Genomic DNA, 22878 nt, shown 5'->3' on the forward strand with positions numbered 1-22878 from the left:
GAGTAAGTTCTATCCGGTGATCAGTAGTCACTGGACTCTTCAACTTCACCCTGGTCAATCGCTTCAGCGGCTTCAGTTTCACTCTGCACATCTACTTCGCCATCCACGATCAGGAAGTCGCGGCGCTGCAGGTAAGCATCACGTAACAGCACATACCGATCCCCCTGTAACAGTGATTCGGCCTGCAGCAAGCTGGCGCGGCTCTGAATAATATCGGTTGCCCTCAACGTATAGCGTGTAGGGTCATGTTCCACATAGGTCAGCGGGTTGGTGTAGTAATCAACTACCCGTGCTGGCGTATCCCGAACTGTGGAAGGACCCAGAAGCGGCAAAACCAGGTATGGACCGGAAGGCACCCCCCAAACAGCCAGGGTTTGACCAAAGTCCTCGCCATCGCCTTTTTCAAGCCCCATATGCTTGGCAACATCAAAAAGACCGGCAAGACCAATAGTGGTATTAATCAGCAAGCGACCTGCATCATTGCCTGCCTGGCCCCATTTACCTTGCAATACGCCATTAAAGGTATTGGTCACTTCACCCAGATTACTGAAGAAGTTGCTAACACCGTGTTGCACGAATATTGGGGTGATCTGCCGATAGCTGACGGCAGCTGGCTTCAACACATAGCGATCAGCGCCATCATTAAAACTAAATACAGCGCGGTTAAAACCTTCCCATGGGTCACGAAGGGAAAAATCCTCCCCTTCCGCACCACCAAATTCATCCGCGGGATCAAAGCCATATTCATCCAGTAGCGAACCATTTTCATCGCCACTTGTGGTAACCTGACCATCAGTACCAGTTTGAACGGCGGTATCCCCTGCCGCGCCTCCAAACGGGTCATCTTGCGCTAATACACTCACTGGAGAAACCGCGATCAGCGCGGCCATCAACCAGGGCGATAAAACTCTGCGTCCTAGCAAAACCCTGCTCCTCTACTAACAAATACTAAGACCAAGGATTCTAACGCCCTCGCATATCGTAAGCTACCCTCGGCAGCATAGCAGCTGGGATTCGTCAAAGATGAAGCAGTTTCAGGCAAGTGCAGCGGGGCTTTAGAATAATAATGACGCCAAAAGATAAGCTGTCGACACCTATTTTTCAGCAGGTAGAGGTTTAAGGCCTGCAATTACACCATTCCCCAGAAGTTTCTGTAATAGCTCCACACCAAAACTCCTCAGGGTGCTGGTATCTACCTGGGGTAACTCTGCAGCAATTTGTGCCAACAGTTGCTCTCCAGTGGCCGACTCTTCTGAAGCCAGTTGCAACAAACGCGCTGTCACCGCATTAATTTCCATGAAATTCACCTCATCACTGCGATCGCGATACACCAGCAAAAAGGTGGGGGTTTCATCGGGTTCCTGAGGCTGGAACACCGGGCCAATACGATGCACGGGATATCGATAACTAAGGCTCCATACCAGGGGCGATACTACTGGTACGGATCCCAATATATCCCCCTCGCGGCTGAGGTTGGCAGGTATCTCAGCGGTACTGACATCCAGTGCCAACTCTACCCATTCGTAGTGAGCTAGCTCCAGTAAAAAAGGGGGATCTCCCTCCCGCTGGCCCCGCTCATTTTGCAGGTAAGTGAGGAACTCCTCACTGATTTGCAGGAAGTAGGGACTGCTAGAAGTATGGTGATGCACAAAATCACGCACCATAGCGTGCCAGAATTCGTCACTATAGAGACTGCGCAGCACCGGAAACCCGCTCGAGATAAAAGACTCAATATTGTTGTAAATTAGATCCCGATAAATCGCCAAGCGCCGATCTTCAATTTGGGGAGGCGGTGTGCATTGCTCCGGAGCACGCAGATGAGCAGCCAAGTCTCTCTGCAACCCCTGAAAATTGTCAGTTTTATCGGCGACTGAGGACATAGTTTTCTTCTACTTGGTGACTGGCCTGAATGGTTTTGATATGCCCTACTTCTTCGAGCAATTGCGGTATGGGTGGAATATTGAAATCCCGCTCAAGCAGGGTTGGCATTACACCGTGAATTTCATAAGCCTTATTCAACAACTCCCACACAGGATCAATTACCGGTGCACCGTGGGTATCTACTTTTAGATCCTCCGCCTCGTCGTAATGTCCCGCCACATGTACATAGCGCATTCTTTCCGAAGGAAGTCCGCGCAGAAACTCAAATGGATCGTAACGATGATTAATGGAGTTGACATAAATATTATTTACATCAAGGAGAAGGTCACAGTCTGCTTCCTCCAGTACGGCATTTAGAAAGGCCAGCTCGCTCATTTCCTGGCCTGGTGCGGCATAGTAGGAAACATTTTCCATGGCAATACGCTGCCCCAATGCATCCTGCACAATACGAATTCGCTCGGCGACATACATCACCGCTTCTTCAGTAAAGGGAATCGGCAGTAAATCGTAGAGATGTCCGTGGTCGGAGCAGTAGCTCAGGTGCTCGCTGTAATAGCGAATATCATGCTCACGAATAAATTTCTTGATAGACCCAACAAGGTCCATATCCAAAGGCTCCGGCGCCCCAATTGAAAGGGACAAGCCGTGCAAAATAAATGGGTAGCGCTCAGTAAATTCCCGAAACCAGCGGCCATAGCGCCCACCGACGCCGATCCAGTTTTCCGGCGCTACCTCAAAGAAATCCACCGCAGCAGATGGCACTTCCTCTCCCATCATAGAGCGACGCAGTCCAAGACCGGCCCCCTCCACTGGATAATTTCGCACTTCTGTCTGCCTCAAACGGTTCTATATGAAGAAAAGAACAAGGGGCGGCGCGTCAGTTAACGCAATACCGCCCCGATCGAGTATGGCTTTAAATTATCCGCCACACTTACCTTCGCCGCACTTACCCTCTTTCTTCTTGCCTTCGCCGCATTTACCTTCGCCGCACTTGCCTTCTTTCTTCTTGCCTTCGCCGCACTTACCTTCGCCGCACTTACCTTCTTTTTTCTTGTCGTGGCCACACTTGCCTTCTTTTTCCTTATCGCCATGGTCAGCCAGTGCCAGGTTGTAGCCAGAAGTCAGCTCTGCCGCAGCAAACGGATTAGCTTCGCCAGTGGTTGCAGACACATTCATCGCAGCAGAGGCAATAAACGCTGCACCAACTGCGGCCGCTACGGGGGAAAGATGCTTCTTGTTCATAAGGGATCTCCTAATTAATACCCTGAGTAATAAAAAGTACCAAAGACTTTCTTTTCTCCCGCGCCAGTATAATGACGCGGGGTGGAAAACCGTCATTTGTTGAGGCTAGCCAGCTTAGGGTGAGAATCTCACGCCACTTTGAACCTATAGCCTACTCACATAAGGTTTGTCGAACCGGTCGCCAGAATATTACATAAAGAAATCAGTTTTTTTGTGATCTCATACCAATAGTGGCAATCAACCTACCAGCCCCTTCCCATCAGCCTCCAACCACGCCTTATGCAAGCGCTTGGAAGATACTGGCATAAGGGTTTTCAGGGTCTGGGCAAATAAAGAAACGCGGAACTCTTCAAGCATCCAGCGGTAATCCACTAGCAAGGCTTCCGCAGCCAACTCCCTGCTTGAATATTTTTCAGCCAGACCGGCATAAGGTTCCGCGGCCTTGTGGTACTCAACCTGTAATTTGCGATCACGATTCGGGTCGAGGACGGCTTTTTCCAGTCGCATAGCGATCGCCTTAAGATAACGGCCATACTGACGCAACCATTCCAGAGGGGTATCGAACAGAAAACCGCGATAAAAGAGCCCAGACAATTGCTGCTGAATATCTCCCACCGCCATTGCAACTGCCAGGTTTTTCTGCTGTTTGATCTGTTTGCGCAGGGGCACAAGTAGGGCTAAAGCTTTGACCAGCAGGTTCCCAATTTCCTGGGCCACCCCCACCAGGTCACTATCATTTTCCAGCGCGGACAGAAATTCAGCTTCGGTACGCGGCCAATTGCCCTTGGGCCAAAATACCTCTCGCACGGCAGCCAACAGGATATCGTCTGCAACCTCTTCACGCCGCCCCAAGTCCGCGGCAGATAACCCCAGCTCCTTGCCACGAAGCAGCTCCTTGCGCAGGTATTTAACCTTCTCCGGCAAGTGCAACAGTGCCAGGCGGGAAATACCTGCACGACTCAGCCGGCGCGCGTCATCCGGGTTATCCAGGAGTTTCAGAGAAACACTGTCTTTTTCCTCTATCAGAGCCGGGTATGCCCGCACCTTGAGGCCGCCCTGGTTAAGGGTGTGGGTTTCTGGAAGCTCTCCAAAGTCCCAGCTGGTAATCCCCTCCCGCTCAAAGCTGTCTCCTGCACTCGCAAGCCCCTGCTGCACCCGATCGCGGTAGCGCGCCTGTAGCAGCGAGAGATCTCGGTCCTGGTCGAGTAATTTACCTGCCTCATCCACCACTTGGATATTGAAGCGATAATAATCTTCCAGGGATTGCTCAGCGGATTCCCAGGCGCTATCAGGCAACTGCTGCGCCGTCTGGCGCTGTAACTCCAGTGCTAGTGACTGCCATAAGGGGACATTATCCGGGCGCAATCGCGGCAGGGCTTTATCCACTGCTGCTGGTACGGGGACAAAATATTTACGCCACTGTTTAGGTAAGGCTTTGACCAGGGCAATACATTTATCCCGTAGGATTCCAGGCACCAGCCAGGAAAGTCGAGCAGCGGGCACCTGGTGCAAAGCCGCAACCGGTACCTGAATGCTGACACCGTCATCCACACTACCCGGCTCGAAATGATAGCTGAGCGGATAAACAATACCGCCCGATTGCAATTCATCGGGGAATTGGGCTTCGCCGACGTGATCCGCACTCTGCTGCATCAACAATTCACGGGGAATAAAGAGCAACTGCGGATCAGTGGATTCCACTTTCTTGCGCCAGTGCTCAAACCCAGCCAGGTTAACGATATCGGCAGGTATACGCTCATCGAAAAAGCGATAAATCACTTCATCATCTACCAGAATATCCCGCCTGCGGGATTTAGCCTCCAGCTCTTCCAGAGATTTCAGCAGGTCGGTGTAGTGTGTATAAAAACGGCCTTTACCTCGATAACGCTGCTCCACTAAAGCCTGGCGAATAAAGACTTCCCGCGCGGTTTTCGGATCAAGCTTACCGTAGGGAATCCGGCGTTTCTCCACCAGCACCAGGCCGTACAGGGAAACCTTCTCAAAGGCCATCACCTGACCCGAACGGGCATCAAAATGAGGCTCGAAATAATTTCTCTTTACCAGGTGCTGGGATGCAGCCAATACCCAATCGGGCTCTATTTTTGCAATCGTATGGGCGAATAAACGGCTGGTTTCCAATAACTGGGCGGCAACAACCCAGCGGGGAGGCTTCTTGAACTGGCCAGATCCAGGGAAAATATGGAAGCGGCGATTGCGACAGCCAATAAATTCCTTGTTCTCATCGCGAGCGCCAATATTACTGAGAAGACCTGCGACTATAGCCCGGTGTACCGCTTCATACTCCGCTGGCTCTTTGTTTTCTTTTACTTCAAGATCGCGGCAAGCCACCCGCAGTTGGTGGTGGATATCTCTCCACTCACGCATACGCAACCAGGACAGGAAATTTTTCTGGCACCATTTTCGCAACTGATTTTGACTCAGCTCCTGACGCTGGATTTCGAAAGTATCCCAAAGCTGTACAAAGGACAGGAAATCTGACTGCTCATGCTGCCACTGGCGATGTTTTTCATCCGCTGCCTGACGCTTTTCCACCGGGCGTTCGCGCGGATCCTGTACGGCCAGGGCGGCGACAATAACTAATAATTCACGCGCACTACCATTATCTGCCCCGGCCAGCAACATTCGGCTCAGTCGTGGGTCCAGCGGCAATCGTGAAAGGGCTCGCCCCAGTTTGGTGACCCTGCCCTGACCATCGACGGCCTGCAGTTCCTGTAATAGCTTGTAACCATCATTAATCAGGCGCGGATCGGGCGGATCAACAAAAGGAAACTCGCGGATATCACCAATACGCAACTGCAACATTTGCAGGATTACTGCAGCCAGGTTGGTACGCAGAATTTCCGCATCGGTAAATTCCGGACGCTGCGCAAAATCCCGCTCTTCATATAAGCGTACACAGACACCGGCACTGACGCGGCCACAGCGGCCGGCACGCTGGTTGGCACTGGCCTGGGAAACCGGCTCTATGGGCAGTCGCTGAATTTTACTGCGATAGCTGTAGCGGCTGACGCGTGCAGTACCCGGGTCGATCACATAGCGAATTCCCGGCACCGTAATAGAGGTCTCCGCCACATTGGTGGCGAGTACAATACGGCGGCCTTTATGGCCGTGAAAGACTTTGGCCTGCTCCGCCAGACTCAAACGCGCATAAAGGGGCAATACTTCCAGCTGGGCAATCTGCGCATCCCGCAGGGCCTTGGCACATTCACGGATTTCCCGCTCGCCACTCATAAATACCAGTATATCCCCGCCGCGCCGGCTGCTGGATTTTTCCTCGTGCAGTAACTCCCCTACCGCAGTTACGACCTGTTCATTGAGATCCGCATCACTGTCCACGGCCGGGCGGTAATGAATGTCCACCGGATAGGTCCGGCCAGATACCTCGATAATGGGCGCATCATCAAAGTGTCGGGAGAATTTCTCCAGGTCGATAGTGGCCGAGGTAATGATCAGTTTCAGGTCTGGACGCCTGGGCAGGATAGTTTTCAAATAGCCCAGCAGAAAATCAATATTGAGACTGCGCTCATGGGCTTCATCGATAATCAGCGTGTCATATTTATTTAACAGTGGGTCACGCTGAATTTCTGCCAGCAGAATGCCGTCTGTCATTAGTTTGACATGGGTATGCTCAGTACTGTGATCGGTAAAACGCACCTGGTAACCGACTGATTCCCCCAAGGGCTGCTGCAATTCCTCGGCGATTCGATTGGCCACAGTGCGAGCGGCAATCCTGCGCGGCTGGGTGTGGCCAATCTGGCCGTAAATCCCCCGCCCCAGAGACAGGCAGATTTTCGGTAACTGGGTGGTTTTACCAGAACCGGTTTCACCGGCAATAACTACAACCTGGTGCTTTTCGATCAACCCGGCGATTTCATCACGCCGCGCTACCACGGGCAGTGCTTCCGGCCACTGCACGTCCGGTAGCTTTCGCCGACGCTCTTCCACCAGGGCTTCAGACGCTTGTAACTGTTGTTCCAGCTGGGCCAGCATTCGATCGACCGGCTTGCCCTCTTTCTGGCGCCGGCGCACGTTCTTCAGGGTTCTGCGCAAGTCAAAACGATCCCTACCCATACAGGCCGGGATACGGGTTTGCAGCGCTCCCACAACTTTTTCTGCTTCGGTGTGACTCATAATTCGTACAGCAATGGCAAACGCGGGATTATAACCCCTGGATACGATAGGGCTATCAAACCTTACTGTGGCGCTCATCTATACTGGAGCAGATAGAGGTCAATTTTAGAAGCACCATTGCGCCTCAGGGTCACACCTTGCGAGCGGTACTATGCAAGAGATCAAGCCCAAGCCCCCCTCCAGCGCCGGGCAGCTGTTTGGCCATCCCAAAGGCCTGTTTCTGCTGTTTGGTACAGAAATGTGGGAACGCCTCAGCTACTACGGTATGCGCGGTATTTTTGTTTTCTACCTGACCTCCACGGCCACCGCTGCAGTATTCGGCTGGGAGCAGCTCACCGAGACCGAATTACAATCCAAAGCCCTCAGCTACCTGGGATGGTACGCAATGCTGGTCTACCTGACTCCAATTATCGGCGGCTGGATGGCGGACAACCGCTGGGGACAACGCCGCTGCATTATGTTCGGCGGCACCCTGATGATGCTGGGACAATTCTCCCTTGGCTTCCCCCACGCCTGGCTGCCCAATGGCAGTGAGATCTATATGCTGTGGCTGGGACTGGCCCTGCTGATTATCGGCAATGGTTTCTTCAAACCAAATATTTCCACCATGGTCGGAGACCTCTACGAAGAGGGAGATCACCGTCGCGATACGGCATTTACCATTTTCTATATGGGCATAAACCTGGGCTCAATCCTCGGTTATTTAGTTGTGGGCTGGGTTGGAGAGAAGGTGGACTACCAGTTGGCCTTCGTCGTTGCAGGAGTCGGCATGTTGTTGGGCCTGCTGCTGCAAATGACCCAGGCCAAGCGCTATCTGGGAGAAATCGGCGTAGAGCCCTCTGCACACCTGGAACTCAAAAACCGGAAACATGAAGAGGCCGAAAAGCATCGTCCCCTGACTCACGAAGAGCGAGACCGTATAAAGGTCATATTGGTACTTGGTGTTTTTATAGTGATTTTCTGGGCCGGTTTTGAGCAGGCTGCCGGCTCAATGAACTTGTTTGCCAAATATCGCACCGACCTAAATATCTTGGGATGGGAGATTCCAGCCAGTTGGCTACAGATGGTGAATCCCATATTTATCATTATCCTCGCGCCGATTATGGCCAGCATCTGGATAGGAATGGGAGATAAGGAACCCAGCTCGCCAGCCAAGTTCAGCCTGGGGCTGGTATTTCTTGGTATCGGCTTTATTTCAATGTGTGGAGCAGCATTACAAATCGGAGACTCTACAACCATAAAAGCAAGTATATGGTGGCTGGTGTTTGCCTATATTTTTCACACTATCGGTGAACTGTGCCTATCACCTATCGGGCTTTCAGTAGTCACCAAATTATCCCCTCTACGCTATTTATCCTTAATGATGGGGCTTTGGTTTGCCTTTATTGGTATTGCTAACAAAGGAGCGGCGGAAATTGGCAAGTTGGTGGGAGTGTCCGGCCCTCTCGCTACTTTTGGGGGCGTAGCCCTGGTTGCCATTGTTGCAGGAATTATCCTGTATCTCATTCGCGAGAAACTGGTGGATTGGATGCATGGCGCGGAGGAGGTGCACGCCACAGTAGGAGAAACCACTAAAGAGGAATTAAGTATCACCGCCGATCACGACGGTGTGCCCCCAAAACACTTTAGCGGCAATGATAAGTAACAAGTGATCAGGCGGTTCGGACAGTGCCGCCTGACTTGAAAGATATTACTGCAGCATCAGCGCCCTTTTACCAGATAGGCGATCGCCCTATCCAACCCCGCCAAAGTCATCGGGTACATGTGCCCATCGACCAAACGCTGTGTCATTCCAATACTGGGGGTGTATTGCCAGTACTCCTCACCGACAGGATTTAACCAGACCAGGTTACTGTAGGTATTCGTAATTCGCTCCATCCAGGCAGCACCGGGTTCCTCATTCATATGCTCGACACTGCCATAGCGGCTGGTAATTTCGTAGGGCGCCATAGAGGCATCGCCCACAAAAATAACTTTATAGTCTTTGGCATAAGTACGCAGTACTTCCAGCAATGAAGTGTTTTCACTGAAACGACGCTGGTTGTCTCTCCAAACATGCTCATAGACAAAGTTGTGGAAATAAAAATACTCCAGGTGCTTAAATTCGGAGCGGCAGGCTGAAAACAGTTCTTCACAAACCCGTACGTAGGGGTCCATGGAGCCCCCTACATCAAAAAAGATCAATACTTTTATCGCGTTGTGCCGCTCCGGAACCATCTGGATATCCAAAAGGCCCGCATTGCGTGCTGTGGAGGAAATTGTGTTATCCAGGTCCAGCTCTTCAGCAGCGCCGGTGCGGGCAAATTTTCGCAGCTTGCGCAGGGCGACCTGGATATTACGAGTACCCAGGCTGACACTGTCATCCAGGTTCTTAAACTGACGCTTCTCCCACACTTTGGATGCCGAGCGGTTGCGGCCCTTACCCCCAACCCGAATTCCTCCCGGGTGATAGCCGCTGTTACCAAAAGGACTGGTGCCACCGGTACCGATCCAGCGGTTGCCGCCACTGTGGCGCTTTTTCTGCTCTTCAAGGCGCTTTTTGAATTCCTCCAACAGTTTTTCCAGACCTCCGAGGCTTTGGACCTTAGCCTTTTCCTCTTCCGTGAGCTGTTTCAGGAACTCTGCACGGAGCCAGTCATCCGGGATCATCTGCTCGACAATATCATCCAGTGTTTCCAGGTCTTTAAAATAAGACTCAAACGCGCGATCGAATTTATCGAAATGCTTCTCATCCTTCACTAGGCAAACTCGGGCCAGGAAGTAAAATTCCTCCAAGTCTGCAAACACCAAATGTTGCTGCAAAGCTTCGAGCAATGAAAGCAGCTCGGTAATAGATACCGGTAATTTATAGCGGCGTAAATTTAGAAAAAAGCCAATCAGCATAGTAATTCGCAGTCAGCATAGGAAAATAGGGTTGCAATCGAACCAACCGATGAAACTTCAGGAAGAGCATATCCTCTCCCTGAAACACAGCGATTCACCAATTAACGATTATCTCGACGCGCCATAAACGCAAGACGCTCCAGCATATGAACATCTTGTTCATTTTTCAGCAGGGCTCCGTAGAGAGGAGGGATCGCACTGCTGTTATCACGGTTTTTCAAGACTTCTTCGGGAATATCATCTGCCATCAACAATTTCAGCCAGTCAATCAACTCCGAAGTGGAGGGCTTTTTCTTTAGGCCTGGCACTTCCCTCAACTGGAAGAAGATATCCATCGCCTCTGCCACCATCTGCCCCTTTATATCCGGGTAATGCACGTCAACAATTTTGCGCATGGTGTCACGGTCGGGGAAGCTGATGTAATGGAAAAAACACCGGCGCAAGAAAGCATCAGGCAACTCTTTCTCATTATTGGAGGTAATAATTACGATGGGACGCTGCTTGGCTTTGATGGTTTCGCCGGTTTCATAGACGAAAAACTCCATGCGATCCAGCTCTACCAGCAAGTCATTGGGAAACTCAATATCTGCCTTGTCAATTTCATCAATCAGCAGTACTACACGTTCCTCAGCCGCGAAAGCCTCCCACAGCTTACCGCGCTTGATGTAATTGCCAATATCATGGACTTTATCCACTCCCAATTGGGAATCCCTCAGGCGTGACACGGCATCATATTCATACAAACCCTGCTGTGCCTTGGTAGTGGACTTAATATGCCACTGGATCAACTTCATGCCGAGGCTCTGCGCAACCTGCTCCGCAAGCAAAGTTTTGCCGGTGCCCGGCTCGCCTTTGATCAGAAGGGGACGCTGCAGGGTGACCGCTGCGTTTACCGCCATCTGCAGGTCTTCAGTAGCTACATAGCTGTCGGTACCGGTAAATTTCATGACTACTCCAATCCTGTATTCGCCGCTATCTATCTGATTTAGCGAATGATAATTGAACAACAGGGCAGGAGGCGAGGCGGGAACGACCAAATTGGATGACCAGCTTGAGTAGGCTGAGCGACTGCTTATGCAACCGGGGTCAAGCCATCTGGGTACTACGGCGATGTACCACCTGTCTTCCCTTACTGGTGATGTACCAGCGGATTCCCAAGTGACTATGAATCTTACCGACCATCTCCAACACTAACAGGCTATTTAAGGCGCGGGCGACAGAATTGGTCTCCATACCGCTGTCTTGCACCATTCCTGACAGGGAGCGAAATACACACTCACCACTATTAAGGAGGTTGAGCACTTGCAGGGCATTCTCATCCAGCTTACGGATCTGGTTAAAATCCAGCACTGGCCCCTGCTCCAGATCCCCTTCAATTTCATGCTCCAATAACGGCATCATCTCGAGCTGCATTGTACGCAGCTCCTGCTCAAGGTTCTCAACCCTGGCCCGGGCAATACTGGCGTCCCGTAACTGACGACGTGCAGCATTAAAAACGAACATACGCGAGGCAATGGCAGCCAGTAAACAATAGCCGGTGAAAATCAGCAGGCGCGATGGATCCCCTTGGATCTCGATCAAGAGGTCACTTTGAGTGAATTTGAGGAAAATTGGCACTATCAAGGCACCGCACAAGCCCATAATCAGGCAACGTGCAAGACCGGCCGGATCCTCCTCTGTAAACAGCATCTGATAGTAATTCACCAACCCGCCAAGAATGCCCGAAACCAGCATTACCGCGGTAAGAATCAGCAGGTGGTCGAGCATCAGGATTCCTCAGACGTCAATGGCAGCCTCCGCCAACTTACAAGGACGGAATAATGTGCCAATTGCACTTCTTCAGTATTTTTCTTTAAGTCCGGCCATCAAGCTGCCAGCATAGTGAATTTTCGAATTGCTTACGGACATTCCAAGCCGCATTTTCTATATGGCTACGCCCTTATTCAACGTCGAAAATTGAACCGACTAGCATGGCCTCACGCCAAGCCTGCAGGCAGCCTAATAGATATAGCAGCTGTCACCGGATAGAGAACTCCGGAGCAGAGGATACGGCGCCTTTGATCCAATGGGGAAAGGTAGTTCGCAGAAGAAATATTTGGGTCGACTATTAACTGGCTAGATGCAAGAAAGGCTAATAGGCAACTATTTGTCCACCAGCCCTTAAAAGTGATCGCTAACTAAAAAAAGTCTGGTCTCTGGCGGTTACTGCTCATTAAAGTAAGGATCATCATCAAAGCGACTGCGTCGATCGCGCCGAAAGCGCAGCAGCAGTGTGACAATCCCCCAAAAAACCATCACAGCCAAAGCTCCGCCAGCGGAAAAAACCAGATTTGCGGTGACCTCCGGCGCTGCGCCATTTTCTTCAAAAAGCATCTGATAAACAAAGAGAGGTAACACTGGCATCGCCACTGATTCAGCAACAGGTACCTTTACCGGCACTAACAATACCGCTGCAAAGATTAATAAGAGAGTACGGCGCAACCAGCTCCAGCGCCAATTGCGCATAAACCACCAGCCCGCCAATAACAGCACCAGAGTCGACGCCGTGTAAACAATCCAGGCAAGTTGAAAATCTTCTGACATTTTTACTTTCTTCTCTAAATCCTCATCGCCTCCCGCAAGAACATCTGGAGGCATCCTCTCAATCAACATCAACCCAGGTAACGACATGCTCTTCCATATCATCCGGGTGCACCAGCTCCTCACTTACGACTCTGCCACGAACTGAAATACCGGCCTTATGCACCGACTCTGTGTCCCCACTAATCAGTGGATGCCAATCCGGTAGAGAGCGCCCTTCTGACAGGCAGCGGTAAGCACAAGTACTCGGCAACCAACCGAACTCTGGAACGTCCTCTACTTGAAGCTGTATACAGCCAGGCACCAATACTTTACGCCGGCTGTACTGGCTACAGCGACAGGAATATGTATCGAGCAGTCGACAGGCAACGTTGGTACTATATACCTCTCCCGTCTCCTCATCTTCGAGACTATGTATACAGCAGCGTCCACAGCCATCACAAAGCGCCTCCCACTCGGAAGAATTCATTTGTTCAAGGGTCTTACGCCGCCAAAAAGGCACTTGAGCCATTTCAGTCTCAGCGTTGCAGCTTACTGTTCTTCAATGCGATTTCACTCATTTCAGAATCAGCTACCGGCGGCATTTGTAAATAGTAACCTCGCGCACGCACATCCTGCAGGACCTTGTCAGCATTTGCGCGCGCCAGTTTACGCTCCGGGGTTAACAACATGGTAGTCAGGTGCTGAGGGCTGCCAAATAGCTCCAATAGATTTTCAGGTACCCGCGCAGTTCCCTCACGTTTATCCACGTACAGGTACATTTCCTCTTTTTTGGGACTGCGGTATATATCACATAAAACTTTCACTTATAGTTCCTCTTTGCGCAGCTGGCGCAATACATCAAGCAGAGGCTCGCCCACAACCTTTGCCCGCCAACCACACATGCGCCCTTGTAGCTCCGGCTTGCGGGCCTGCACCAGAGTCTCTAGCTCCTTCTTGCGGATAAGGATTTCAGCTGGCAGGCCCTCGCGTTCAGCAATTATGCTGAGATGTTGGCGCAATTGTTTGAGAACCTCTCCCTGCTGGCGATTGAGGGGCTGCGGTAGGCGTGCTGGCATATCGCTCCGCTGTACAGCCTGGGAAATCACCTGCAACAGACTGTCCCCATGCTCCCTGAGGGCGCGACCTTCAAACCCAGCCTGACTCAGAGCACCTTTATGCCGCGGTAACTGCTGGGCCAGGGCCATACAGATATTTTCTTTGAGCAGATGATTACGCGGCATGTTTAGTACCCGTGCCTCGCGCTCACGCCAGGCACAGAGGTCTTGAAGAGCCGCCAGCTGCTTGCCACGCAGGCGCCATGCCCCCTTTACTTTCTTATAATAGAGTTCCGGCGCCTGTGGACTACGCGCAGCAATTACCAGTGCAGCGCAATCCTCTTGAAGCCATCCTTCCCGGCCATATCCCTCTAGTCGCTTCAGTAAAACACCATAAAGCACTGGCAACCAAGCGACATCAAGAGCTGCATAACTCTGTTGTGCCTCACTCAGTGGACGCTGCAGCCAGTCAGAGCGGGTCTCACTTTTCGGTAATTCAATATTCAATAACTCGCGAACAGTAGCCGCATATCCCAGGCCCGCCCCCATGCCACTCATAGCAGCTGCAATCTGGGTATCGAAAATCGGCTCAGGAACGGCTCCCAACAGACATTCCAGGGTTTCCAGGTCCTCGCTGCAGCTATGCATGATCTTGGTCACAGCCGCATCCAGGAGTAAATCCCTCAGAGGCTGAAGGTCTTCAATAGCTAGATTATCGATCAAGTAACAGTACTTCCCATCCCCTACCTGCACCAGGGCCGGCTGAGGGTAAAAGGTACGACTGCGCATGAACTCAGTATCCAGTGCTACCGCGCGCTGCCGGCGCCACTCGGTACACAGGGCAGCCAGCTGCTCGCTGCTATCCACCCAGCGTGGAGTGGTATCTATCTCAACCATCGGTATCACTCAACAGAGGGGAAAAAAGATGTGCGGCTGTTAAAGGCATGAGCCAGAGTTCCGCCGTCGATATATTCCAGTTCTCCTCCAATGGGAACCCCGTGAGCGATGCGGCTTACCGCTACACCATGCGCCCTTGCACGCTCAGCTATATATTGCGCCGTTGCCTCACCTTCGACCGTCGGGTTGGTCGCTACAATTAATTCCTGCAGGGACTCACTGGCGAGGCGTTGCTCCAGCAAATCTACTCCCAGGTCCGCTGGCCCTACACCATCAATTGGGGAGAGATGGCCATGCAGTACAAAGTAACGGCCATGATAATTGCCAGCCTGCTCTATCGCCAAAACATCTGCGGGGGTTTCCACTACACATAGGGACGTTTGCTCGCGACGACTGTTATTACACAGCGCGCAAATAGTTTCCTCTGTGAGTGTCCGGCACTGGTTGCAGCGGCCAACCTTTTCCACTGCCTGCGACAGGCTCTGCGCCAAAAGCACTGCAGCATCGCGATCCTTTTCCAGCAGGTACATCGCCATGCGCTGCGCAGACTTGGGCCCAACACTAGGCAGGCAGCGCAATGCGCGAATCAGTTCTTCGATCAGGGGACTAAACATAAAACTCTAATTAGATGGGATGCCCGGCTATCAGAACGGGAATTTAAAACCCTCGGGCAGATTAATACCCGAAGCAAGATCGCCAACCTGCTGCTTTTGCAGCTCCTGAGCCTTTTCTTCAGCCCTGCGCACCGCATCATTGACTGCCGCCGCAAGTAAGTCTTCAAGCATTTCTTTATCTTCAGTAAGCAACGAAGGATCAATTTCTACTGATGTCACATCGTGACGGCCATTCATAGTGACTTTAATCAGACCCGCACCAGCCTCACCACAGACACGCAGGTCACTTAACTCCTGCTGGAGCTTCTGCATCTTTTCTTGCATGTCGGCTTGCATTTTCTGGGCCTGCTGCATCAAATCGCCCAAACCTTTCATAAGTAACCTCTATTCCTGTTTCATGTAACCACCCAAATAAAAACCGGGCATACAATATTGTATTAATCTGCTTCGACTAGCGATTCGACGGAGTCTGGCAGTAACTGCGCATTTAACTCGGCCTGTAGCTCCTGAACCAAAGGATCAGTAGTCAGCGCTTCACGGGCAGCGACAAGGCGAGCCTCACGGGTCGCGGCTGCCAAACGCGCAGGTGTGCCGCCTTGCACCGAGCCAACCTGGATCTGCGCCACCACCGGCTGCTGAAAGAAGTCTCCAAGCAGATCTCCGAGACGCCTCTGATGCACATCGTCATAGAGGCTGCTATAGGATTCATCCAAGGTAAAGGACAGTATATTGTCCCGGCGCCCCACAAGCTCAAGGTGCTGGGCGATAGAATGCAGTATCCCGCTGATTCCCAGTTGCTGGTACATCGCCGGCCAACTGCCTGGAGTGAGCGCATCAAGGCGCGCTTTTGGCACCTCGGTGGCTACCACTGCTGGCCTCTGCTGCGGCTGTGCGGGAACTACCGGGGTCGACTCCACTTCCGCTACACGCTGTCGAAGCTCAGCCAAGACATTTTCACGGGGGCTCGGCGATGACACTCCTGCTTCGATCTCGGGAGAGGGTAGCTCCTCATCCACACGGCCCGGAGTGATCTCGGACTCAGGTATGTCCGGCTCCGCAGGCTCTCCTGCAACCTTCAGCACCGGTTGTTCATCTGCTTGAACTGGCTTCAACTGTTCCCCGGAAACAGGTATCACTTTATCCGCCGCAACCTCTGGCTGTAGCGAGGTCAGTTCAGACTTTTTTGCCTCGGCATCCTCCCGTACTATTGGGGAGCTAGATTGTAATTCTACCTTTTCAGGAATGCCCTGCCCTTCCCGCTCATTCACGGGAAGTGCCTTCCTGGGGATATCCGCTACCCCTTGGGGGCGGAATGCCAACATACGCAGCAACGCCATTTCGAAACCACTTCGCGGGTCTGGGGCCAGAGGCAAGTCGCGGCGGGCATGTAGAGCCATCTGGTAATAAAGCTGTATATTTTCCGGGGCTATTTGAGCCGCAAGAGTCTTCAGCCGCTCCCCATCCCCAAGAGAATTATCCATCGATTGAGGTAAAACCTGGGCGACTGCCAAGCGATGTAGGTTATCTGCAATCTCCGCTAACGCAGCGCCGTAGTCGGGTGCCTGTTGGGACAGCTCTGCAACCACCGCAAACAGCGCTACGGCATCCTCATCAGCCAGAGCTTGGAGTAACTTCCACACCAGCCCGGTATCAATACTACCGAGCATACCTCGAACCTCAGCCTCACTAATTTTTCCGGCTCCGAAAGCGATCGCCTGATCGGTAAGACTCATGCCATCTCGCATACTGCCGTCCGCAGCGCGCCCAAGGTGCCAGAGGGCCCCCTCTTCAAAAGGTACCTGCTCCTGCTCCAAAACAAAGCGCAAATGCTCAACCACCCGTTCAGGACTCATATTCTTTAGTTTGAATTGCAGGCAGCGGGATAGCACAGTGACCGGCAGCTTTTGCGGATCTGTTGTGGCGAGAAGAAACTTCACATGAGGAGGGGGCTCTTCCAAGGTTTTCAACAGGGCGTTGAAGGAGCTATTGGAGAGCATATGGACTTCATCAATCAGGTAAACTTTATAGCGCCCTCTTGTCGGAGCATATTGAACATTCTCCAGCAGTTCACGGGTATCCTCTACCTTGGTGCGAGATGCCGCGTCCACTTCAATTAGGTCAACAAAGCGACCATCAGCAATCTCCATGCAAGTGTCACACTTGCCGCAGGGCTCAGAGCTGACACCCTCTTCACAGTTCAAACACTTGGCTAGAATTCGGGCTATGGTGGTCTTGCCCACCCCCCGGGTACCGGCAAATAGGTAAGCGTGATGCAGGCGGCCGTTGTCCAGGGCGTTGATCAGTGCCTGGAGTACATGCTCCTGCCCTACCATCTCCCGAAATAGCCGTGGGCGCCACTTACGTGCCAGTACTTGATAGCTCATCCAGTCTCCGGTGCTCGGCACACCTCTGCAAAATCGATCATCGTGCGCCACTTGCGCGGGCGCCATTATACCGGCATAGGCGCCTACGCATAGCCGGTCACCAACAGCAACCTAAAGAGATCGATCGTGCCACTCGTAGCCAAAGCAATGCTTGTGTTATAACTGTGCGCCAACTCGCACTTAGAACAATCAGTCCATAACTACAGCGAGTTTGGTACGGGGATCACGATAAGTAATGAATAAGGCCAGGAAGACGCTTCTGGAAAAGCTGTTTGCCGAGCACGGCCAAGCCCTGGTACGGTTTGTTGCACGCATTGTTAAAAGTCCAGATGATGCCGAAGATATCGCACAACACGCCTACCTGCGCCTGCAAAAACTCAGCGACGAAAAGGAACTGGACAACCCCCGCGCTTACCTCTATCAAATTGCCAACAACCTGGCTGTCGATCAACTGCGCCGGGGCAAGCTGCATGTGGAATATATCAATCAGCAAGTTCCCTTTGATGGGGAGCCCCACAGCGATGATCACGCTGACCATCAATCCCCGGAAAGGGTTCTCGCAGCACGTCAACAGCTTCAGTCCATCTACGAAACCATGGATAAACTGCCACTCAAATGTCGCCAGGCCTTCCTGCTACATAGAGCCCGCGGGCTTTCCTACAGTGAAATTGCACGAGAAATGAATATTTCGGTCAGTAGTGTGGAGAAATATATTCTACAGGCTCTAAAAGCCTGTAGAAAGAAGGTCGACTAAATCTCTGCGATCCCCCAAGAATTCAAAATTTTGTTGAGGGGGGAATCTGCTCAGCCGTCTCAGAATGCAAGGGAGATACTTAAAGCTTGAACAACCCTGCCAATCAGGGCACTTTCAGAATATTTTGCTGACAAAGTGATCGAGTACATTGTGATTATTTCGCAAATGGAAAGTTTGAGCCGCATGCATCACACAAATCAGCGGAATTTGAGTAAGATGCACCACAAATTTAGGCACGACAGTCTCACTGAATAGCCAGAAACACGAAATATCAGAGCAAGCATGAATATCAACGCACAACAAAACTTAAGCGAAGAAAGCCTGGATCAGGCCTGCGCTTGGGTTGCGCGCTTACGCTCTGATGTCGTCAGTAAAGCTGATAAGCGTGATTTTGCAGTTTGGCTGTCCGGGTCGAGTGAGAACCACCAGGCCTTTGAGGAAATTGCAGAGCTATGGGGTGACCTAGGTGCACTTGCACATATGCCGGTTGACCAGCTCTTCCCAGAAAGCACTCCAGCGCCACAGATAGCTGATTCTACTCACGAAAGAAAGCAAAATTTTGGGACCTCGAAGAAGTCAATGCGTAGCAGTTGGGGTATGCCGCAGTGGATCCTCAGTGGTGGGCTAGCTACCTGTGGCGTATTTCTCGCTGCCCTGGTCGGTTTAGAGTGGCTTAATACAGGAAAACCCAAGCAGGAAGTCTATACCACCGAACTTGGTGAGATTCGAACGATAAACCTAGCTGATGGGTCAGAAATAAAACTAAACTCCAACAGTAAGCTGCTTATTAACTACAGCCGAAACGAAAGGCAGACCCAACTAATTCGCGGCGAAGCCTTCTTTGAAGTTGCCCGACAAACTTCCCGACCATTCACTGTCTCAGCCGGCGGCGCCAATATTCGCGTACTTGGGACGGAGTTTAATGTAGAGCTCAACCCGGAGAGCACCAGGGTATCTGTCACTGAAGGTACAGTATCAGTAAGCGAGGCAGAATCCAGCCCCGGACTGGCCCCAGAGTCGGTAAAATTAACCAAAAACCAGAAAGTCAGCATTACTGATCGAGGCCTTGGCGAAGTCCGTAGGACCTCTCCCGAGGAAGTAACTGACTGGACCCGCGGCCTTCTCGTTTTTGAGAAAACTCCACTAAAAGAGGCCCTAGAGGAGTTAAATCGTTATCTTTCGGTACCTGTAGCTGCCACTCCACAAGTAGAGGGGCGTCTGGTTTCTGGTACTTTCGCCGTTTCTGACCCTGATAATACCCTAGAGGCCATTGCAACAGCCTTACAACTTCAGCAAGACCGCAGTAACTCTAACCTGACTATCTTGTCCCCAAAGCACAACTAGGTTATAACCGTCTTAATTTGGCGGTTGTTTATTGTGCAAATTACAATTTGCCGCCCACTAATAAAATAGTAACAAGTACTTCAGTGCCAGCTATGGCACTGAATACAATAAACATGGGCACCCTCTTTGAAGCTAAAGCACTGGGCTTTTTTCTCTCTGGCTTTGCTGCTACCAAATACTGGTACAGCTGATGCCGCCTGCCCAGAACCCAAAATCCAACTACCAGCAGGGTCGCTTCCCCAGGCCCTAATATCATTAGGCCAACAGTGTAAGATCTCCGTTCTGGTGCAAACCTCATCTGCATCCCGCTATGCGGTACCCAAGCAGACCTTGACAAGTGATGATGGCCAATTCGAACCCATACTACAGCAGTTATTGCGGGACCTTCCATTCACCTACCAGCGCATTGGCCCAAGCTCTTTTGCGATAACACCTAACAAAGAGCAGTCACCAGACCCCTTAGGCACAACCATTCTCCCAACAGAGGAAGTCACTGTTACAGGACAAAGTCTGACGGGCAGCCACCTGCGTCATTACCAGCTTGATAGTTACGCCCCTATCGACCGACTTTCCCGAGAGCAACTTGAGCTTACAGGGGCGCAAACAATTGCGGGCTTATTAAAATTCTTACCGGCAGTATCCGGCAACTCCACCAGCACATCAGTCAGCCAAGAAGACAACGGCACGGCAACAGTATCATTACGCGGCCTACCTGCGAGCAATACCTTAGTCCTGATCAATGGCCGCCGCATCATAGGAGATGGATTTAACGGTGAGGCTACAGACCTCAACACCATTCCCCTGTCTCTGGTTGAGCGCGTTGAAATCCTAAAAGACGGCGCATCAGCTATCTATGGATCAGATGCAATTGCCGGGGTTATCAATATCATTCTCCGCAAGGACTTCGAGGGACTCTCTGTCGATAGCTACTACGGCCAAGCATATGAAAATGACCGCCAGACTGAATCCCACCACCTAACCTGGGGACGGCAAGGGGAGCGCAGTCACCTGATGATAGGCTTGGCACACTATCGACAGGGATCGGTGATGAGCCGCGATCGCAGCCTGTCAGAGTCAGCGGATAGCCGCGGGGATGGCGGTACAGATAAACGTTCATCTGCAATTCCTGAAGGCTTTATTGCTTTAGGCAGAAATCAGGTACTTACCAACGCCCCAAGTGGGAGCTACCAGGATTGGTCTCTTGAGGAGAGGTACAACTACAATGACTACACTTCTGCAATAACCCCTGTCGAAAGTAACTCCGGCTATATATCCACCAGCTTCGATTTAAGTGAGAACACTCAGCTTTTTGCAGAAATAATGGGACTGCACACCTCAGCAGAAGCCACCAACGCTCCCACCCCGGTATTCACCCGCTTTGATAATGGTGAATTGACTATAACAGCAGACAACATCTACAACCCTTTCAATCAAGATGTCATTGACGTCCGGAAACGAATCATTGAACTAGGGCCCCGCATCCAAGAGAACCATGCAACAACCTGGCGTTTTAACGGAGGCCTGAAAGGTGTACACAATGAGTGGCAATGGGAACTCGGCGCAGCTTTTCACCATACCGACAGAACCGAGAAAATCAGTAACTTAATCGATCCTTTTGCTCTCTCCCTGGGGCTAAAGGGGCCTGATGTTTGCAGCACAAATAACGGCTGTACCCCTGTAAATCTTCTAGGTCCAAGTGGCAGCATCAACGAGGAGCAACTGGACTTCATCCGTGACCAAAGCTCCACCCGGAACCATTCACGCATGGAGTCACTAACCTTTGTCTCTGATGGTGCACTAGGGCAAATAAAATCAGGGGAAATACTAGCAGCAGGGGGTATTGAAATTCGACACGAGGGCTTAACCTCAAACTCCAATGACAGCATGGAGCTTTCATTCATTGGAGGCTATACACCTGGCTCAGCTAAAGGGTCCCGTACCATCAGAGAAGCTTTCGCAGAAGTTTCGATACCCATACAAGAAAGTAAACTATGGCTAGATGGCGCAGTAAGACTTTCCGACTACAGTGACTTTGGCAGTACTCATAACCCTAAGTTAGCTATTCGCTGGCACCCTACAGAGAGCCTGCAGCTGAGAGCCAGTTTTACTACAGGGTTTAGGGCCCCAACTCTTACCGATATGTACCAGCAGGGTTATCAGAGTCAGGAGTTTATCTTAGATCCATGTACGGGTCAGAATGCAGACAGACTAATTGGATGCTTAAAACAATCAGACAGCGCTCGAATCCAATACCTAACTGAGTTTGGTGGTAACCCCAACCTGAAGCCAGAGACATCAAAAAGCCTCTTCGCCAGTCTCAGCTGGACCCCAAGTCAACTTGAAGGTCTTAACGCAACTATTGAGTTCTACGACATACGACAAGAAGAAGTGATCGGTGCTAGTCCGCAGTTTTTAGTCGAGCAAAATGCTTACATGGGAACCTTTGATCAAAAAGTTATTAGGGATGAAAATGGTGAAATTACAAAAATCTTAGCCACGCGTATCAATAAAGGAAGCCGCCATATAAGAGGCTACGATATTGCCCTCCGCCAAGTGGTAAATCCAGAGGGTATCGGCCAAGTTAGCTTTGCTCTGAACCTGAGCCACATGCTGCACTACCTAAACCAAAGTGCCCCGAGCTTGCCTGAGGAAGACTTAGCAGGATTATTTGTAAATACTGCAAAGGGTGGAGCGGGATCTCTTCCCGACTGGAAAGCTAATGCAGGGATTTATTGGACTGGAAATCAATGGGAAGCCGGATACACTGTACACTTCGTAGGAGAAATGAGGGAGTCCTATGTTGAGGGTAATGCATTTGTAGATCGAAAAATTAATAGCTGGTCTACACACGATTTACAATTTGCCTTCTCTGTCGCATCAAATTATAAACTTTCATTTGGAATAAGAAACCTGTTCGACACCGCCCCTCCTCTTACTATTACCGCTACAGATAATAATTTTGACTATCGCACATATGATTTAACTGGCCGGTTTTTATTTGGTAATATTTCATTCAAATTCTGACTTATAGCCAGCCTCCCAGTTACGTACCAAGATGCAATTCACTACGCCTCCAGAAGAACACCTTCCCCTGAAGCATCAACCGACAA

At 51.2% G+C, this 22878-nt stretch carries 19 protein-coding genes; 4 read left to right on the top strand and 15 right to left on the bottom strand.

From position 1 onward, the window contains the following. Window positions 1-20 precede the first annotated feature (20 nt). The 5 genes from ACJJIP_RS16880 to hrpA form a co-directional block, all read right to left on the bottom strand. Window positions 21-923, bottom strand: a complete 903-nt coding sequence (locus ACJJIP_RS16880; protein ID WP_444945672.1) for an MlaA family lipoprotein — start codon at window positions 921-923, stop codon at window positions 21-23. A 171-nt stretch (window positions 924-1094) separates the two neighbouring features. Continuing rightward, window positions 1095-1880, bottom strand: a complete 786-nt coding sequence (locus ACJJIP_RS16885) for an HvfC family RiPP maturation protein (RefSeq protein ID WP_020412037.1) — start codon at window positions 1878-1880, stop codon at window positions 1095-1097. Continuing rightward, entirely contained in the window at window positions 1861-2706 is an 846-nt protein-coding gene (locus ACJJIP_RS16890; RefSeq protein WP_020412036.1) for an HvfB family MNIO-type RiPP peptide maturase, read from the bottom strand. Before ACJJIP_RS16890 ends, ACJJIP_RS16885 begins: the two co-directional genes overlap by 20 nt. Window positions 2707-2799: 93 nt before the next feature. Beyond that, window positions 2800-3123, bottom strand: coding sequence for an HvfA family oxazolone/thioamide-modified RiPP metallophore (locus ACJJIP_RS16895; RefSeq protein WP_020412035.1), 324 nt, complete (start codon window positions 3121-3123; stop codon window positions 2800-2802). A gap of 237 nt (window positions 3124-3360) precedes the next feature. Then, the gene (gene hrpA, locus ACJJIP_RS16900) at window positions 3361-7275 is read right to left on the bottom strand and encodes an ATP-dependent RNA helicase HrpA (RefSeq protein WP_444945673.1); all 3915 of its coding nucleotides are present in this window, start codon (window positions 7273-7275) and stop codon (window positions 3361-3363) included. 151 nt (window positions 7276-7426) lie between these two features. Here hrpA and ACJJIP_RS16905 point away from each other — a divergent pair, with 151 nt between their 5' ends. Next, the gene (locus ACJJIP_RS16905) at window positions 7427-8920 is read left to right on the top strand and encodes a peptide MFS transporter (protein WP_020412033.1); all 1494 of its coding nucleotides are present in this window, start codon (window positions 7427-7429) and stop codon (window positions 8918-8920) included. Window positions 8921-8976: 56 nt separating this feature from the next. Here the strand turns inward: ACJJIP_RS16905 and ACJJIP_RS16910 are convergent, their stop codons facing one another. The 10 genes from ACJJIP_RS16910 to dnaX all read right to left on the bottom strand — a co-directional run bounded on the left by ACJJIP_RS16910 (window position 8977) and on the right by dnaX (window position 17670). Beyond that, the gene (locus tag ACJJIP_RS16910) at window positions 8977-10158 is read right to left on the bottom strand and encodes a vWA domain-containing protein (protein WP_444945674.1); all 1182 of its coding nucleotides are present in this window, start codon (window positions 10156-10158) and stop codon (window positions 8977-8979) included. 101 nt (window positions 10159-10259) lie between these two features. Next, complete coding sequence (locus ACJJIP_RS16915) at window positions 10260-11105, bottom strand: AAA family ATPase (protein ID WP_444945675.1); 846 nt, start codon at window positions 11103-11105, stop codon at window positions 10260-10262. Window positions 11106-11244: 139 nt separating this feature from the next. Next, on the bottom strand, window positions 11245-11925 hold the full coding sequence (locus tag ACJJIP_RS16920) for a YEATS-associated helix-containing protein (protein WP_020412030.1): 681 nt from the start codon (window positions 11923-11925) through the stop codon (window positions 11245-11247). Window positions 11926-12360: 435 nt separating this feature from the next. Next, window positions 12361-12828: a hypothetical protein gene (locus ACJJIP_RS16925; protein WP_245556658.1), complete on the bottom strand. Its 468-nt coding sequence runs from the start codon at window positions 12826-12828 to the stop codon at window positions 12361-12363. Then, on the bottom strand, window positions 12800-13249 hold the full coding sequence (locus tag ACJJIP_RS16930; RefSeq protein WP_444945676.1) for a YcgN family cysteine cluster protein: 450 nt from the start codon (window positions 13247-13249) through the stop codon (window positions 12800-12802). Before ACJJIP_RS16930 ends, ACJJIP_RS16925 begins: the two co-directional genes overlap by 29 nt. A 7-nt stretch (window positions 13250-13256) precedes the next feature. Next, window positions 13257-13544 carry a YcgL domain-containing protein gene (locus ACJJIP_RS16935; RefSeq protein ID WP_020412027.1) on the bottom strand — a complete coding sequence of 96 codons (288 nt, stop codon included), beginning with the start codon at window positions 13542-13544 and terminating at the stop codon, window positions 13257-13259. Further along, the gene (gene rnd, locus ACJJIP_RS16940) at window positions 13545-14672 is read right to left on the bottom strand and encodes a ribonuclease D (RefSeq protein WP_444945677.1); all 1128 of its coding nucleotides are present in this window, start codon (window positions 14670-14672) and stop codon (window positions 13545-13547) included. Between the two features lie 5 nt (window positions 14673-14677). Beyond that, complete coding sequence (gene recR, locus ACJJIP_RS16945; RefSeq protein ID WP_020412025.1) at window positions 14678-15286, bottom strand: recombination mediator RecR; 609 nt, start codon at window positions 15284-15286, stop codon at window positions 14678-14680. Window positions 15287-15316: 30 nt separating this feature from the next. Continuing rightward, a complete protein-coding gene (locus ACJJIP_RS16950; protein WP_020412024.1) occupies window positions 15317-15661 on the bottom strand; it encodes a YbaB/EbfC family nucleoid-associated protein in 345 nt (114 codons plus the stop codon). 62 nt (window positions 15662-15723) lie between these two features. Continuing rightward, entirely contained in the window at window positions 15724-17670 is a 1947-nt protein-coding gene (dnaX, locus tag ACJJIP_RS16955; RefSeq protein WP_444945678.1) for a DNA polymerase III subunit gamma/tau, read from the bottom strand. A 235-nt stretch (window positions 17671-17905) separates the two neighbouring features. Here dnaX and ACJJIP_RS16960 point away from each other — a divergent pair, with 235 nt between their 5' ends. From ACJJIP_RS16960 to ACJJIP_RS16970, 3 genes are all read left to right on the top strand, one after another. Next, window positions 17906-18424, top strand: coding sequence for an RNA polymerase sigma factor (locus ACJJIP_RS16960; RefSeq protein WP_020412022.1), 519 nt, complete (start codon window positions 17906-17908; stop codon window positions 18422-18424). A gap of 282 nt (window positions 18425-18706) precedes the next feature. After that, window positions 18707-19768, top strand: coding sequence for a FecR family protein (locus ACJJIP_RS16965; protein WP_282951589.1), 1062 nt, complete (start codon window positions 18707-18709; stop codon window positions 19766-19768). Between the two features lie 126 nt (window positions 19769-19894). Beyond that, the gene (locus ACJJIP_RS16970; protein WP_353377021.1) at window positions 19895-22792 is read left to right on the top strand and encodes a TonB-dependent receptor; all 2898 of its coding nucleotides are present in this window, start codon (window positions 19895-19897) and stop codon (window positions 22790-22792) included. Window positions 22793-22878: the final 86 nt, after the last annotated feature.

It is taken from the genome of Microbulbifer variabilis, assembly GCF_052467165.1.